The organism is Streptomyces sp. NBC_00271 (genome assembly GCF_036178845.1).
GTDB lineage: Bacteria > Actinomycetota > Actinomycetes > Streptomycetales > Streptomycetaceae > Streptomyces.
The window spans coordinates 9,593,539-9,608,695 of sequence record NZ_CP108070.1; the positions used below are offsets into that span (position 1 = coordinate 9,593,539).

Consider the following 15,157-nt stretch of genomic DNA (forward strand, 5'->3'; position numbering starts at 1 on the left):
GATCAACCGCGGGCGGCGGTCAGGGATTCCCGGGCGGCGGCGGCGACGTTCTCGGCGGTGAAACCGAACTCGGCGAACAGGGTCTTGGCGTCGGCGGAGGCACCGAAGTGCTCGAGGGAGACAATGCGTCCGTGGTCACCGACGTAGCGGTACCAGGTCAGGCCGATGCCCGCCTCGACCGCCACGCGGGCCTTCACGGACGGCGGCAGGACGCTCGCCCGGTACTCCGGGGACTGCTCCTCGAACCACTCCACGGACGGCATCGACACGACCCGGGTGCCGATCCCCTCGGCCTCCAGCAGCTCACGCGCCTCGACGGCGAGGTGCACCTCGGAGCCGGTGGCGATCAGGACCAGGTCGGGCGTCTCGGTGGAGGAGTCACGCAGCACGTAACCACCCTTGGCGGCCTCGGAGTTGGCCTCGTAGGTGGGTACGCCCTGGCGGGTCAGGGCCAGGCCGTGCGGGGCGGGGTGGGTGGCGTGCCGCTTGAGGATCTCGGCCCAGGCGATCGCCGTCTCGTTGGCGTCGGCCGGGCGGACGATGTTCAGGCCCGGGATGGCGCGCAGCGAGGCCAGGTGTTCGACCGGCTGGTGGGTCGGGCCGTCCTCGCCGAGCCCGATGGAGTCGTGCGTCCACACGTAGGTGACGGGGAGCTGCATCAGCGCGGACAGGCGCACGGCGTTGCGCATGTAGTCGGAGAAGACCAGGAAGGTGCCTCCGTAGATGCGGGTGTTGCCGTGCAGCGCGATGCCGTTCATCTCCGCGGCCATGGAGTGCTCGCGGATGCCGAAGTGGACGGTACGGCCGTACGGGTCGGCCTCCGGCAGCGGGTTGCCCTTCGGCAGGAAGGAGGACGTCTTGTCGATGGTGGTGTTGTTGGAGCCGGCCAGGTCGGCGGAGCCGCCCCACAGTTCGGGGATCACCGAGCCGAGCGCCTGCAGGACCTTGCCGGAGGCGGCGCGGGTGGCGACGGACGTGCCGGCCTCGAACGCCGGGAGCTTGTCCTGCCAGCCCTCGGGAAGCTGGCCGGCGACGACCCTGTCGAACAGCCTGGCCCGCTCGGGCTGTGCGGTGCGCCACTCGGCGATCCGCTTGTCCCAGGCGGCGTGTGCCTCGGCACCCCGGTCCAGGGCCTGGCGGGCGTGGGCGAGGACCTCGCCCGCGACCTCGAAGGACTTCTCCGCGTCGAAGCCCAGCAGCCGCTTGGTGGCGGCGACCTCGTCCGCGCCCAGCGCGGAGCCGTGCGAAGCCTCGGTGTTCCGGGCGTTCGGCGCGGGCCAGGCGATGATGGTGCGCATCGCGATGATCGAGGGCCGTCCGGTCTCGGCCTGCGCCGCCTTCAGCGCCGTGTACAGCGCGCGGACGTCGATGTCGCCGTCGGCCGAGGGCTCGATGCGCTGCACATGCCAGCCGTAGGCCTCGTAGCGCTTCAGCACGTCCTCGGAGAAGGCGGTGGCGGTGTCGCCCTCGATGGAGATGTGGTTGTCGTCGTAGACGAAGACCAGGTTGCCCAGCTTCTGGTGGCCCGCGAGGGAGGAGGCCTCGGCGGAGATGCCCTCCTCCAGGTCGCCGTCCGAGACGATGCCCCAGATGGTGTGGTCGAAGGGCGACTCGCCCTCCGGCGTCTCGGGGTCGAACAGGCCGCGCTCGTAGCGGGCGGCCATCGCCATGCCCACCGCGTTCGCGACACCCTGCCCCAGCGGACCGGTGGTGGTCTCCACGCCCGCGGTGTGCCCGTACTCGGGGTGACCCGGCGTCTTCGAACCGTGCGTGCGGAACGCCTTCAGATCGTCCAGCCCGAGTTCGTAGCCGGAGAGGAAGAGCTGCGTGTAAAGGGTCAGCGAGGTGTGACCGGGGGACAGGACGAACCGGTCGCGGCCGGTCCACTCCGGGTCGGCGGGGTCGTGTCGCATCACCTTCTGAAAGATCGTGTACGCGGCCGGGGCCAGGCTCATCGCTGTGCCCGGGTGGCCGTTTCCGACCTTCTGAACGGCGTCAGCGGCCAGGATGCGGGCAGTGTCGACGGCCCGGCGGTCCAGCTCGGTCCATTCGAAGCCGTCGGGGCTCTGCGTACTCATCTTCAAGAAGTCCTCACTGGATCGGGAATCGCTGGTGGAACGCCTTCAAAACTAAAAGTCTGACTTTTGCCGGGGAAGGTGCCCGTGTGTCAGCCTTCGGTGAAAGTGGGACACGGAGTGCTGCAGCGAGCCGACGCGAGAGGGACATGACGGACAGAACCACCCAAGGCGGTGCAGGGGGTGAAGGCGGGCCCCGGGACGGGATCAGGACCTTCCCCTTCCCGGTCGATCTGAGCCTGTCCGGCGTCGGGATGCAGGTCGGCGCGATGGGGAGCGGGCGCGTCTGGCACGCGGACGCCCCGCTGGAACGCGTGCACCGCATCGACTTCCACGTCGTGATGCTCTTCCACGAGGGCCCGGTCAGACACATGATCGACTTCGCCGAGTACGAGGCGTCCCCGGGCGACATCCTGTGGATCCGCCCCGGTCAGGTGCACCGCTTCTCCCGCACCGACCGCTACCGCGGCACCGTCCTGATCATGCAGCCCGGCTTCCTGCCGCGCGCGACCGTCGAGGCGACCGGCCTCTACCGCTACGACCAGCCGCCGCTGCTGCGCCCCGGCGCCGCCCAGCTGACCGCCCTGGAGCACTCGCTCACCCAGCTGGAACGCGAGTACGTCGACACCACCACGCTGCCGCTCAGCCTGCACACCTCGGTGCTGCGGCACTCCCTCACCGCGTTCCTGCTGCGCCTCGCCCATCTCGCGGCCAGCTCCGCCGAAGCGGCCCGCGAGCAGAGCGACACCACCTTCACGCGCTTCCGGGACGCGGTCGAGAAGGACTTCGCCACCAACCACAGCGTCAGCGCGTACGCCGACGCCCTCGGCTACTCCCGCCGCACCCTGGTCCGCGCGGTGCGCGCGGCCACCGGTGAGACCCCGAAGGGATTCATCGACAAGCGGGTGATCCTGGAGGCCAAGCGGCTGCTGGCCCACACGGAGATGCCCATCGGCCGCATCGGCGTCGCCGTGGGCTTCCCCGACTCGGCGAACTTCTCCAAGTTCTTCCACCAGCACACGGGCACGAGTCCCGTGGTGTTCCGGGCGGAGCTGCGCTGAGTCGGTGCCGAGGAAAAGCTGAGTCCGTCCCGAAGAAGAGTTGAGATCGTCCCGAAGAAGAGCCGAGACCGCGCCCAAGGAAAGGGGCGGGCCCGCGGGCCCGCCCCGTCACTCCTCGTGCCGCTCGTCGAGGAACCTCCTCGTCAGTGGCCGAAGTCGAACCAGTTGACGTTCACGAAGTCGGCCGGCTGACCGCTGGTGAAGGTCAGATAGACGTCATGGGTGCCGGTGACGCCGGTGATGTTGGCCGGGACCGTCCGCCAGCTCTGCCAGCCGCCGGTGTTGCCCACCGCGAAACTGCCGATGGGGGTGCTCGTACGGCTGTCGAGGCGCACCTCGACCAGACCGCTGACCCCGCTCGCCGCACCGCTCGCGACCCGCCCGTAGAACTGCGTGGCCGCCGTGGAGCCGAAGTTGACGCCCTTGTAGAGCGCCCAGTCGCCGCCGGCCAGCGAGCCGATGTCCTGGCCGCCGCCGGTGTCCGTGGTGGTCTCGGTGCTGGTGCCCGACTGGCTGTCGTACGACTCGGCCTGGATGGCGCTGTAGGCGTCACGGTTGCCGGTCGGAGGCGGTGTGGTACCGCTCCCACTGGCCTGCAGCACCTGGACGTAGTCCACGACCAGCGGGTGGCCGGGCTCGGTGCCGCTGTCGGGACCGCCGCCGAACGCGTCGGGGAAGCCGCCGCCCATCGCCACGTTCAGGATGACGAAGTAGCCGTGGTTGGTGGCGTTCGCCCAGGTGGTCGCGTCGACCTGGTTCGCCTTGACCGTGTGGAAGTTGACGCCGTCGAGGTAGAACCGGATCTCCTCGGGGCTCGTCGAGCGGTCCCACTCCATGGCGTACGTGTGGAAGCCGGCCTGACATGTGGTGCCGGCGCACGGGGTGTTGCCGCCGATGCCGCTGGTCTCGTTGCACGGGCCGCCCGGGTTGGTGCCGCAGTGCATGGTGGCCCACTCGGTGTTGAGGCCCTGGACGTTCTCCATGATGTCCAGCTCGCCGACGCTCGGCCAGTTCTGGTAGTTGCCGCGGTAAGGGGCGCCCAGCGTCCAGAAGGCCGGCCAGTAGCCCTTGGCGGCGGCGCCGGTCACGTTCGGCATCTGGAGGCGCGCCTCGACGCGGAGTTTGCCGCCCGCGGGTGGCTGGAAGTCGGTGCGGGTGGTCTCGATACGGCCCGAGGTCCAGTTGCCGGAGGCGTCCCGGCGCGGGGTGATCAGCAGGTTGCCGTTGCCGTCGAGCGCCACGTTGTTGGTGCTGGAGGTCATCGTCTCGACCTCGCCGGTGCCCCAGTTGGCGGCGCCGCCCGGGTAACTGGTGCCGGTGTCGTACTGCCAGTTGGAGGTGTTGACGCCGGAGCCGGCCGCCCCGTTGAAGTCGTCGACGAAGACCTGGGACCAGCCGGCCGGGGGAGTGGGCGCGGACGCGTTCGCGGGGAGGACCGCGGCCACGGCCAGGGTCAGTGTGCCGACCGCGGCCAGAATGACGCGCCGCAGAGGGCCGCGTCTGACAGGTGTGCCGGAGGGTTCACTCATGGATGCCTCTTCGGTACGGAGTGGGGGTGCGCGGGTGCTGTTGAGAGCGCTCTCAAGCAAGGTGCGCGGCCAATGTGCTCTCTGTCACTCCGAGCGTCAAGAGGTAAAGCCGAGAAACTCCTTTCCCTGTGCGGGAGTTCAGGCAATGAAGAGTGGGATGTGCGGGGCCTTGCCTAGAGGGCGCTGCCCGCCTTCCAGTCGGACCAGGACAGGTTCCAGCCGTTGAGGCCGTTGGACGCCTCGACGGTCTTCTCGCCCGAGTTCTTGACGACGACGACATCGCCGAGCATCGAACTGGCGTAGAACTTGTAGCCCGGCACGGAGCTGTCGTTCGCGCCCTTGGCGTCGTGCAGGCCGATACATCCGTGGCTGGTGTTGGTGGAGCCGAAGACCGAGGTCGAGCCCCAGTAGTTGCCGTGGATGAAGGTGCCGGAGGTGGTCAGGCGCTGGGCGTGCGGGACGTCCGAGATGTCGTACTCGTCGCCGAGCCCGACGGTCGAGGACTCCATCCGGGTCTGCTTGAACCGCTCGCTGATGACCATGATCCCGGACCAGGTGGTGTGGTCGGCGTCGCCGCCGCTCACCGGATAGGTGGCGAGGGTGGAGCCGTCGCGCTGGACGGTCATGGTCTTCTTCGCCAGGTCGACCGTGCTGATCTGACGGCGGCCGATGTGGAAGGTGACGTCCTTGGACTGGGTGCCGTAGACGCCGGCCGTGCCCTCGACGTCCTTCAGACGCAGGCTCAGCGTGATCTTCGTGCCCGCGGCCCAGTACTCCTCGGGCCGGAAGTCGAGGCGCGTGTCGCTGAACCAGTGGCCGACCACCTCGACCGCGGGCTCCGCCGTCACCGTGATCGCCTTTTCCACGGCGGCCCGGTCCTTCACGGCCTCGGTGAAATTGATCGACACGGGCATGCCGACACCGGAGGTCGAATTCGCCTCGGGCGTGAAATAGCCCACGAACGTTTCCGAGGGCTGCTTCGTGACGAAGCTCGCGCTCTGCGCGGCGGCGCCCTTCGGCGTGGCCGTGACCGTGTATTTGGTACCCGAGTAAGGGTTTTTCGTGGACGTCCATTTCGTACGGGCGTCATTGAAGGATCCGGCCAGGGTGGAGCCGTCGTTTCCGCTGACCTCGACGCTCGCGAGCGTGCCGTCGCTGACGGTGACCTCGACCGGGCTCGTGAAACCGGCCTTCTTCGTGCCGTCGGCCGGGGTGACGGTCACGGTCGGGGCTTTGGCCTTGGCTTTCGTGCTCGCGCCGGCCGTCGCGCCCGCCTTCGCGTCCGTTCCCTCCGAGGCGTCCGCCGAGCCGCTGCAGCCCGAAAGGATGCCCACGGCCGGTACGGCCCCGAGCGCGGCCAGCACCCCGCGCCGCGACCAGGCCTGCCGCTCGGACCGGTTCGCCGTCCACCGCTCGGACCGGTTCGAATTCTTCGCGAAGCCCACGGCGCGCCTTTCCTGGATGACCACCACGACTGCTGGTGCATCCTGCGCCGCTTTCCTGGGGTGATTCTTTGAAACCCGGGGCTGCCGCCTGAGATTTACGTGAAGAGGACCTGAGAATCGGCCTGAAGGAACGGCGTACGGAAATGTGCTCCGGGGAGCCTCAGGTGCCCGGCTCGGGCCGGGTCTGCGGCTGCCACCCCAGGGCGCGGGAGATCCCCCGCGCCGCCAGCCGTACCGCCGGAATCAACGCCGGTACCTGGGCGTCGTGTTCGGGGACCACGACGGAGACCGCCGCGACCACCGCGCCGGCCGCGCCGCGCACCGGGGCGGCGACCGACAGGGCGTCGTCGGTGACCTGACGGCTGCTCACCGCCACGCCGGTGCGGCGGACCTCGGCGAGCGCGCGGCGCAGGCGCGCCCCGTCGGTGAGGGTGTGCGGGGTGAACGCGGCCAACGGCACTGAGCAGTAGGCCTCTTGGAACGCCGAGTCACTGTGGGCCAGCAGCGCGAGGCCCACGCCCGTCGCGTGCAGTGGCCAGCGGGCGCCCACCTGGATGCGTACACCGACCGCGGAGCGTCCGGAGATCCACTCGATGTAGACGACCTCGGCGCCGTCGCGGACCGCCATCTGCACGTTCTCGTGCGTGGCCTCGTACAGGTCCTCCAGGTACGGCAGCGCGACCTGGCGCAGGGCGAGGCCACGGGGTGCGAGGGCCGCGATCTCCCAGAGGCGCAGGCCCACGTGGTAGACGCCGTCCGCGTCCCGCTCCAGCGCGCCCCAGTCGGTGAGGGCGCCGACCAGCCGGTGCGCCGTGGTGAGGGTCAGTCCGGCCCGGCGGCTGATTCCCGTCAGGGAGAGCGCCGGGTGCTGGTGGTCGAAGGCGGCGAGCACGGCGAGCAGACGGTCGGGCGCGGACAGCGTGGTCATGAGTCCAGTTCGGCTTCCGCGACCCGTTGCAGGAGCGTGTGCAGGGTGTCCCGCTCGGCGGGGGCGAGCGGCTGGAGCAGGTCGTTGGTGACGCGCAGGCCCGCCTCGTCCGTGTCGCGCAGGAACGCCCGGCCGTCGTCCGTGAGGACGACGATCCGGCTGCGGCGGTCGTCCGGCGACGGGCGGCGCTCGGCGAAACCGAGCTTCTCCAGGTCGTCGACGAGTCCGACGATCGCACTCGGGTCGTAGCCGAGCCGCGAGCTCAGCTCCCGCTGGAGCGCGCCCTCGGAGGTGGCCAGGAAGCGCAGCAGCGCGTAGTGGCGCAGCCGCAGTCCCGACTCCTGGAGGAAGGTGTTGAACAGCTGCCCCGAGCGAAGGCCCAGTCGGTACAGCAGATAGCCGGTGTCGGCGTGCAGTCCGCGCATCCACGGCTCCTGGGCGTCGATGGGGACGGGGCCGGTGGCCGGGCTGGTGGAGTGCTGCTGGCCTGCGATGGCGGGCTCCCTGGGCCGGGCCCCGGGCGGGGCGGTTCCTTCGTGCCGGGTACGGCATGCCGTACTGCGTACAGCATCACGCCGTACTCCGCACAGCATGCCGCACGGATGAGTCGGCAACAACTATTGACGTCAACAATTATTGTCCTTAGCTTCGATCTCCTAGCCGCAGCTCGGCATCGCACGCCGCGCTCCGGACCCTCAGCGTCGAAGGGACCCCCTCGTGCCCAGCATCGATCTCACCGGCAAGGTGGCCGTCGTCACCGGCAGCGGCCGTGGCCTGGGCCTGGCCTACGCACACGCTCTTGCGGCCGTCGGTGCCTGCGTGGTCGTCAACGACATCGACGAGGCCGTGGCCGAGCAGGCCGTGAAGTCCATCACCGCCGCGGGCGGCAAGGCCGTGGCCGAGGTGGTCCCGGTCGGCACCACCGAGGCGGCCGACCGGCTCGTCGCCCGTGCGGTGCGGGAGTTCGGACGGCTCGACATCCTGGTCACCAACGCGGGCATCCTGCGCGACAAGGTGCTGTGGAAGATGACCGACGAGGACTTCGACGCGGTGATCACCACGCATCTGAAGGGCACCTTCACCTGCGCCCGCGCCGCCGCCGTGCGCATGCGCGAGCAGGGCGACGGCGGCTCGCTGATCCTGGTCGGCTCGCCGGCCGGGCAGCGCGGGAACTTCGGCCAGACGAACTACGCCGCCGCGAAGGCGGGCATCGCCGCCATGGCCCGTACCTGGTCGATGGAGCTGGGCCGCGCGGGCATCACCGTCAACGCGATCGTGCCGGTCGCCGCCACCGCGATGACCGAGACCATCCCCGCGTTCGCCCCGTACGTCGAGGCCATGAGGAACGGCGAGCCGCTGCCCGACTTCCTCCGCAAGGGCGAGGGCTTCGGCACCCCCGAGGACTGCGCCGCCCTCGTCCCGTTCCTCGCCTCCGACGCCGCCCGCGGTGTCACCGGCCAGGCCATCGGCATCGGCGGCGACAAGGTGGCACTCTGGTCGCACCCGCAGGAGGTCAGGGCGGCGTACGCGGACGGCGGCTGGACCCCCGACACCCTGGCCGACGCCTGGGCCACGTCGGTCGGCGCCGAGCCGCAGACCGTCGGGATCCCCGCGCCGAAGCTTCCGGAGGCGTGATGGACCTGAACGAACTCGTCGCGATCGACGTCCACACCCACGCGGAGGTGTCCTCGAAGGGCCATGCCTCGCTCGACGACGATCTGCACGAAGCCTCCAGCGCCTACTTCAAGGTCGAGGGCAAGCGGAAGCCCACCCTGGAGGAGACGGCCGCCTACTACCGCGAGCGGAAGATGGCCGCCGTGATCTTCACGGTGGACGCCGAGTCCGCCACCGGCACCGCGCCCGTCCCGAACGAGGAGGTCGCCGAGGCCGCCGCCGCGCATCCGGACGTGCTGATCCCCTTCGCCTCCATCGACCCCTTCCGCGGCAGGGCGGGCGTCAAGCAGGCCCGCCGGCTCGTCGAGGAGTACGGGGTCAAGGGCTTCAAGTTCCACCCCAGCATCCAGGGCTTCTTCCCCAACGACAGGTCGGTGGCGTACGAGCTGTACGAGGTGATCGAGGAGACCGGCACCATCGCCCTCTTCCACACCGGGCAGACGGGGATCGGGGCCGGGGTTCCGGGAGGTGGCGGCATCCGGCTGAAGTACTCCAACCCCCTGCACGTGGACGACGTGGCCGCCGACTTCCCGCACCTCAAGATCATCCTGGCGCACCCCTCCTTCCCCTGGCAGGACGAGGCGCTGGCCGTCGCCACCCACAAGCCGGGTGTGCACATCGACCTGTCCGGCTGGTCGCCCAAGTACTTCCCGCCGCAACTCGTGCAGTACGCCAACACGTTGCTCAAGGACAAGGTGCTCTTCGGCTCCGACTACCCCGTCCTCACCCCCGACCGCTGGCTCGCCGACTTCGACAAGCTGACGATCAAGGACGAGGTCAAGCCGAAGATCCTCAAGGAGAACGCCGCCCGGCTGCTCGGGCTGACACCGTAAGGGGCCACAGATGCGCAATGAGGGACTGGGGTCGTGGCCCGCACGCCGGGCCCGCAAGACCCCGCACCGCACCGCCCTGATCCACGGCGACACCACCGTCAGTTACGCCGAGCTGTACGCCCGCACCACCCGCCTCGCCCACGCGCTGCGCGCGCTCGGCCTGCGCCGCGGCGACCGCATCGCCTATCTCGGCCCCAACCACCCCTCCTACCTCGAAACCCTCTTCGCGGCGGGCACGCTCGGCGCGGTCTTCGTGCCGCTCAACCCCCGCCTCGCCGGACCCGAGATCGCCTACCAGCTCGGCGACTCGGGCGCCAAGGTCCTCGTGTACGGGCCCTCGCTGGCCGGACTCGTCGCGGGGCTGCCGGGCAACGCGCACGTCCGGACGTTCGTCGAAGTCGGCTCCTGGTACGAAGAGTTGATCGACCAAGCCGCCGAGGAGCCGATCGACCAGCCCGTCACCGCCGAGGACATGTGCATCATCATGTACACCTCGGGCACGACGGGCCGCCCCAAGGGCGCCATGCTCACCCACGGCAATCTGACCTGGAACGCGGTCAACGTCCTCGTCGACCACGACCTGATCGCCGACGAACGCGCCCTGGTCTCGGCCCCGTTGTTCCACACGGCGGGGCTGAACATGCTGACCCTGCCGGTGCTGCTCAAGGGCGGCACCTGTGTCCTGGTCGAGTCCTTCGACCCGGCGGCCACCCTCGACCTGATCGCACGGCACCGGATCACCTTCATGTTCGGGGTGCCGACCATGTTCGACCAGGTGGCCCGGCATCCCCGGTGGTCCGACGCCGACCTGTCCTCGTTGCGCATCCTGACCTGCGGCGGCTCGCCCGTACCGACCCCGCTCATCACCGCCTACCAGGAGCGCGGGCTCACCTTCCTGCAGGGCTACGGCATGACCGAGGCCTCGCCCGGCACCCTCTTCCTGGACGCGGAACACGCGGTCGGCAAGGCGGGCTCGGCGGGCGTGCCGCACTTCTTCAGCGATGTCCGGGTCGTGCGGCCCGACCTCACGCCGGTCGACATCGGGGAGACGGGCGAGGTGGTCGTCCGCGGGCCGCACGTCATGCCCGGCTACTGGGGGCTGCCCGACGAGACGGCCGCGGTGTTCGCCGACGGCTGGTTCCGCAGCGGGGACGCCGCCCGGGTCGACGAGGACGGCTATGTCTTCATCGTCGACCGCATCAAGGACATGATCATCTCGGGCGGCGAGAACATCTACCCCGCCGAGATCGAGGACCTGCTCCTCGGCCACCCCGGCATCGTCGAGTGCGCCGTCATCGGAGTCGCCGACGACAAGTGGGGCGAGGTGCCGCGCGCGGTCGTCGTCCCCCGCGAGGGCGTCGAGCTCGACCCGGACGAGGTCCTCGCCTCGCTCGCCGGACGCCTCGCCAAGTACAAGATCCCGAAGTCGGTGGTCGTCGTGGACGAACTCCCGCGCACCGCCTCCGGAAAGCTCCTCAAGGCCCGGGTCCGTACGCGGTACGGCACCACCGACTCGTAAGCAAGGAAGTACACATGAGCATCACCGTGAACGGTCTCGACGAACTCAAGAAGCTCGCCGGCGGCGACCTCGGCACCAGCGAGTGGATCGAGGTCACCCAGGAGCGGATCAACACCTTCGCCGACGCCACCGGCGACCACCAGTGGATCCACGTCGACCCGCGGAAGGCGGCCGAGGGCCCCTTCGGCGCGCCCATCGCGCACGGCTATCTGACCCTCTCCCTCTTCATCCCGCTCTTCACCGGGCTGCTGGAGGTCGAGGGCGTGTCGACGAAGGTCAACTACGGTCTGAACAAGGTGCGTTTCCCCGCCCCGGTGAAGGTCGGCTCGCGCATCCGGCTGGTCGCGAGGCTCGCCTCGGTCGAGGACGTGCCGGGCGGGGTGCAGATCGCCGTCGACGGGACGATAGAGATCGACGGCGGCGGGAAGCCCGCCGCCGTCCTCCAGAGCCTGTCGCGCTTCTACGCCTGACGGTCCACGCCGGACGGCATTTCTCCCTACCGGCCGTCCACCACGTCGACGAACACGGGGTTCGCGTAGAACCACGTGTCGACCCACGGGTCACCGTTTCCGGGCACGTGCGGAATCGGGCCGTGCGGGTCGATCGAGGCGCCCAGGTAGCCCGTACCGTTGCGGTTGCCGTCGCTGCCGCGCAGCCGGACGTAGAAGGACTCGTCGCCGGCGACCAGCGGGATGCGCAGGGTGTACGTGCCCTTGCGGCCGCTCACGTCCACCGTGCGGACGACCTTGGTGTCGGGCGCGCGCCAGTCGTCGCGGTCGGCGGCAGGTCCGCGCACCGCGCCACGGATGACGTCGACGTGCGCCAACTCCGGCAGGATCCCGTGGGGGTTGGCGCGCGAGGCGGTCGTCACGGTGACCGACAGCGTGAGCTTCTCGCCCTTGCGGACGCGGATCCGGCCACCCATGGTGACACCCGGACCGTGGTCGCAGTCCCGCTTCACCCGGACGTCGAGCCCGTCGAGCAGGTGCCCGTGGTCGAGCCAGACGCGGCCCGCGCGCAGGCCCGCCATCACGGCGCGGTAGCCGTAGCGGGTCACGCCCACGTGGGTGCGGCTGAACTGGCCGGGCCAGAAGTCGCCGCCCGGCTGCTGGGAGTCGGTGTTCACCGGGTCGGGAACGTGCCCGGTGTTGTCGAAGTTCTGCCCGGGCGCCCAGTCGCCGTTCTTCCAGGTGTCGAAGACGACGCGGTGCACGTCGGAGTTGGTGGTGATGGTGAACAGCCTGCCCTCGGCGAGCATCGCGTCCCACATGCCGCCGACGGTCGCCGTCATCCAGTCGAAGCCGCCGTACAGGACGTACGCGTTCTCCGGGTACCCGGCGAAGGAGTTCTCGGACGGCTTGTTGGTGTACTCGCCGCGCTGCTGGCCCGAGCCGACCCAGCCGGGGATGCCGCCGCCCTGGGCGCCGGGCGCGCCCTCCATGCCGATCATGATCTCGGGCGCCGCGTCCCGCCAGCTCCGCATCTCGTGCGGGGAGTCGATGCCCAGGCGCGTGGGGTGGTTGGCGATGACGAGCACATCGTCGACGTAACCGGTGCGGCGCTGCTCCGCGAGCCACTTGATGGCCTTGACCGCGTGGGCCTCGTTGCGGGCCGTGTCGGGGCTGGTCGGCGAGCCCGCCGTGTAGCCCAGCAGCTTGCCGTCGTAGGCGAGTTCGAACTTCGTGAGCAGATCCACCTCGTGCCGGCCGGGCGCCGCGAAGACCGTGGCGTGTTCGGCGCCCGGTATGTACCACTCCAGACCCTGGAAGATCAGCTGACGCGGGTTCGCGGCGCGCGCCTTCAGGATCTCCTGGTGCTCCAACTGGGCGCCGTAGTTGGCGTGCCCGAAGTTGGAGTGCTCGTTGAAGACCATCCAGTCCAGGCCGTACTTGGCGCTCGCCTGGGCGAGCTGGGAGAACGTGTACTTCGCGTCGTGGCTGTACACGGAGTGGACGTGGTGGTCGCCGACGAGATAGGCGAGGCGCGGGTCGTCGCCGCCGAGGCGCCGGGAGCCGGCCGTCGCGGGGGTGGCGAGCGAGCCCACCGCGAAGGCCGCCCCGAACAGGCCGGCGCTGCGCAGCAGCCCGCGCCGTGACACGCCCTGCGGGTCCAGCGCGGCGGGGGACACGGATGGATCGGCCCAGGCGGGCAGTTGCTGCTCGGACATGCGGAACTTCTCCCTCGGGGAGTCGGAAGGTCTTCGGGTCACCGGTGGCCGAGACGGCTCAGTGGTTCATGAACTGCGAGACGGACAGCGCCCGTTCGACGATCCGTACGTCGCCGAGCCGTCCGTGCAGGATCTGGTCGATCTTGCCCGCGTACTCGTAGCCGCCGAGCAGCCAGGGCAGCCCGAGCGAGGTGAGACCGACGGCGACGGTGTGCGGGTTGCGGGCGACCGGGCAGCCCTGGACGTACATCGTGGTGTGCGAGCCGTCGTTGACGACGGCGACGTGCCACCACTGCTCGCGGGCCGTCTCGTCGCCCCAGTTGGTGACGATGCCCTGCTGGTTGAGCGGCCGGGCGGCCCACTGCGGGCCGGGCCCGTCGGAGAGGGAGAGCGTGGCGAGCGGCTCGTCCGGGTCGTCGGCGGTCTTGCCCGCGCCACCGCCCGTGCCGGTACGGCTGATCAGCGAGGCCCAGGCGTTGTGCGAGGCGTCCCAGTCGGCGGGGAGCTGGTAGAAGGCCTCGATGGTGTAACCGCGCTTGAAGGTCGCCGAGTTGAGGGGCGCCCCGTCGACCGTGCGCAGATACGCGCCCTTCAGCGGGGGCTTGCCGCCCTGGAAGAAGAGGCTGCCGTGACCCGGCTGGTCGGGGTGGTGGGCCGAGGACCAGGTGAGGGGGCTGTCGCCGACCTTGACCACGGTCAGGTCGTTGCCGTGCCCGGACTGGTCGCGCACCGTGCCCCCGACCGCCGTACCGTCCGTGTGTCCGTCGAAGCGCCAGTACGCGAGTGTGCCCCGGACCAGCATCTCGGACACCGGGCGCGTTGGGCGGGCGGGCACCGGCGCGAAGCCCGCGAAGCGGTCCTCGAAGTCGACGGCGACCGAGAACCGGTCGGCGTCACCGCTGAGTTCGATCTCCTGCCGCTCCAGCTCGTTGAGACCCTTGGCCGCCCGGCCCAGGATCCACGGCGAGATGGTCTCGACGTCGATGGTGTTGCGGTCGAGGTCGAAGCGGTAGAGGCGGATCATCGCCGCGCCGCCGTAGTAGCGGTTCTGGTAGTTCGTCAGGTGGAGGTGGACGTCGTGCCCGGCCGCGTTGGTACGGGTGGCGCGGGCGGCGGGCCAGTAGTGCCCGTTCAGGGTCAGGAAGATCTGGTCGTGGTCGTGGATCAGCTGGTCCCAGAGCTGCTGCCCGTACGAGGACAGGGTGTCGTCGTCCACGACCAGCTCGTGCGTGGTGAGGATGACCGGCGTCTTGGGATGCTGGGAGATGACGTCCTTCGCCCACGCGTAGCCCTGCGCCGACAGCCGCCAGTCCAGGGCGAGGACGAGCCACTCCCTGCCCGCCGCCCTGAACAGGTGGAAGGTGTTGTAGCCGTCCGGCGAGGCGCCGCCGAAGGTGCGCTTGCTCCGGAAGCGCTGCGGGCCGAAGACGTCCAGGTAGGGGGTCGCGCCCCGCTGGTCGTTCGTGGACGACCTGATGTCGTGGTTGCCCGCGAGCACGCTGTAGCCGACGCCGCGCCGGTCGAGCAGCTCGAACGCCTTGCCCGCGGCCGCGAATTCGGCCTGGCCGCCGTTCTCCGTGATGTCGCCCAGGTGCGAGAGGAAGACGATGTTCTCGTCCTTCCCGTGCTCCAGGAGATAGCGCAGCGAGGCCTCGATCGGCGCGGGGTTGATGCTCGGCCCGTCGAAGAGGTACTGCGTGTCGGGCATGACGGCGAGCGTGAAGCGGCGGCTGTCGGCGTCGGGCCGCCAGTTCGCCTCACGCGTCGCCGCCTGTGCCGTCACCGCGGGCAGGGCGGCCGAGGTGGTGGCCGCCGCGCCGATCAGGGCCGTGGCCCGCAGGAAGTTGCGTCTGCCGGCGCCGGCCTGCTCGGCCTCCGTCGCCTGGTCATGCGAAGTACACACGTCTGCTCCATGAAGGTGCGAAA

General features: G+C 70.0%; 12 protein-coding genes. 5 read left to right on the forward strand and 7 right to left on the reverse strand.

Annotation, left to right across the window (positions count from 1 at the left end; genetic code table 11):
• Positions 1–2: 2 nt before the first annotated feature.
• Positions 3–2,078, reverse strand: coding sequence for a transketolase (gene tkt / locus OG798_RS43645; protein ID WP_121414277.1), 2,076 nt, complete (start codon positions 2,076–2,078; stop codon positions 3–5).
• A gap of 146 nt (positions 2,079–2,224) precedes the next feature.
• On the opposite strand from tkt, the gene OG798_RS43650 reads away from it, so the two are divergent.
• Entirely contained in the window at positions 2,225–3,136 is a 912-nt protein-coding gene (locus OG798_RS43650; RefSeq protein WP_095851458.1) for a helix-turn-helix transcriptional regulator, read from the forward strand.
• 143 nt (positions 3,137–3,279) lie between these two features.
• Here the strand turns inward: OG798_RS43650 and OG798_RS43655 are convergent, their stop codons facing one another.
• The 4 genes from OG798_RS43655 to OG798_RS43670 all read right to left on the reverse strand — a co-directional run bounded on the left by OG798_RS43655 (position 3,280) and on the right by OG798_RS43670 (position 7,463).
• On the reverse strand, positions 3,280–4,665 hold the full coding sequence (locus OG798_RS43655) for a glycoside hydrolase family 16 protein (RefSeq protein WP_054234531.1): 1,386 nt from the start codon (positions 4,663–4,665) through the stop codon (positions 3,280–3,282).
• Positions 4,666–4,838: 173 nt separating this feature from the next.
• Positions 4,839–6,029 carry a L,D-transpeptidase gene (locus OG798_RS43660; RefSeq protein WP_413253672.1) on the reverse strand — a complete coding sequence of 397 codons (1,191 nt, stop codon included), beginning with the start codon at positions 6,027–6,029 and terminating at the stop codon, positions 4,839–4,841.
• 241 nt (positions 6,030–6,270) lie between these two features.
• Positions 6,271–7,038, reverse strand: coding sequence for an IclR family transcriptional regulator (locus tag OG798_RS43665; RefSeq protein ID WP_328758847.1), 768 nt, complete (start codon positions 7,036–7,038; stop codon positions 6,271–6,273).
• Positions 7,035–7,463: a MarR family winged helix-turn-helix transcriptional regulator gene (locus OG798_RS43670; protein ID WP_075025696.1), complete on the reverse strand. Its 429-nt coding sequence runs from the start codon at positions 7,461–7,463 to the stop codon at positions 7,035–7,037. The genes OG798_RS43665 and OG798_RS43670 overlap by 4 nt, the downstream gene beginning before the upstream one ends.
• A 292-nt stretch (positions 7,464–7,755) precedes the next feature.
• Between OG798_RS43670 and OG798_RS43675 the strand changes: the two genes are divergently transcribed.
• The 4 genes from OG798_RS43675 to OG798_RS43690 are packed head-to-tail and all read left to right on the forward strand — an operon-like array spanning position 7,756 to position 11,534.
• Complete coding sequence (locus tag OG798_RS43675; protein WP_121414274.1) at positions 7,756–8,673, forward strand: SDR family NAD(P)-dependent oxidoreductase; 918 nt, start codon at positions 7,756–7,758, stop codon at positions 8,671–8,673.
• Entirely contained in the window at positions 8,673–9,545 is an 873-nt protein-coding gene (locus tag OG798_RS43680) for an amidohydrolase family protein (protein ID WP_095851454.1), read from the forward strand. Before OG798_RS43675 ends, OG798_RS43680 begins: the two co-directional genes overlap by 1 nt.
• A 10-nt stretch (positions 9,546–9,555) precedes the next feature.
• Positions 9,556–11,064 carry an acyl-CoA synthetase gene (locus tag OG798_RS43685; RefSeq protein WP_097223977.1) on the forward strand — a complete coding sequence of 503 codons (1,509 nt, stop codon included), beginning with the start codon at positions 9,556–9,558 and terminating at the stop codon, positions 11,062–11,064.
• Between the two features lie 14 nt (positions 11,065–11,078).
• A complete protein-coding gene (locus tag OG798_RS43690; RefSeq protein ID WP_095851452.1) occupies positions 11,079–11,534 on the forward strand; it encodes a MaoC family dehydratase in 456 nt (151 codons plus the stop codon).
• 26 nt (positions 11,535–11,560) lie between these two features.
• Here the strand turns inward: OG798_RS43690 and OG798_RS43695 are convergent, their stop codons facing one another.
• Together OG798_RS43695 and OG798_RS43700 are read right to left on the reverse strand one after the other, a co-directional pair.
• Positions 11,561–13,231 (reverse strand): PHP domain-containing protein, encoded by a 1,671-nt coding sequence (locus OG798_RS43695; RefSeq protein ID WP_328758849.1) that lies wholly within the window; start codon positions 13,229–13,231, stop codon positions 11,561–11,563.
• 58 nt (positions 13,232–13,289) lie between these two features.
• Positions 13,290–15,134, reverse strand: coding sequence for a LamG-like jellyroll fold domain-containing protein (locus tag OG798_RS43700; RefSeq protein WP_328758850.1), 1,845 nt, complete (start codon positions 15,132–15,134; stop codon positions 13,290–13,292).
• Positions 15,135–15,157 lie beyond the last annotated feature (23 nt).

Bases quoted from the DNA above. Each gene is read 5' to 3' on its own strand.
- tkt (WP_121414277.1), bottom strand. From the start codon at position 2,078: ATGAGTACGCAGAGCCCCGACGGCTTCGAATGGACCGAGCTGGACCGC.
- OG798_RS43650 (WP_095851458.1), top strand. From the start codon at position 2,225: ATGACGGACAGAACCACCCAAGGCGGTGCAGGGGGTGAAGGCGGGCCC.
- OG798_RS43655 (WP_054234531.1), bottom strand. From the start codon at position 4,665: ATGAGTGAACCCTCCGGCACACCTGTCAGACGCGGCCCTCTGCGGCGC.
- OG798_RS43665 (WP_328758847.1), bottom strand. From the start codon at position 7,038: ATGACCACGCTGTCCGCGCCCGACCGTCTGCTCGCCGTGCTCGCCGCC.
- OG798_RS43670 (WP_075025696.1), bottom strand. From the start codon at position 7,463: ATGCGCGGACTGCACGCCGACACCGGCTATCTGCTGTACCGACTGGGC.
- OG798_RS43680 (WP_095851454.1), top strand. From the start codon at position 8,673: ATGGACCTGAACGAACTCGTCGCGATCGACGTCCACACCCACGCGGAG.
- OG798_RS43685 (WP_097223977.1), top strand. From the start codon at position 9,556: ATGCGCAATGAGGGACTGGGGTCGTGGCCCGCACGCCGGGCCCGCAAG.
- OG798_RS43690 (WP_095851452.1), top strand. From the start codon at position 11,079: ATGAGCATCACCGTGAACGGTCTCGACGAACTCAAGAAGCTCGCCGGC.
- OG798_RS43695 (WP_328758849.1), bottom strand. From the start codon at position 13,231: ATGTCCGAGCAGCAACTGCCCGCCTGGGCCGATCCATCCGTGTCCCCC.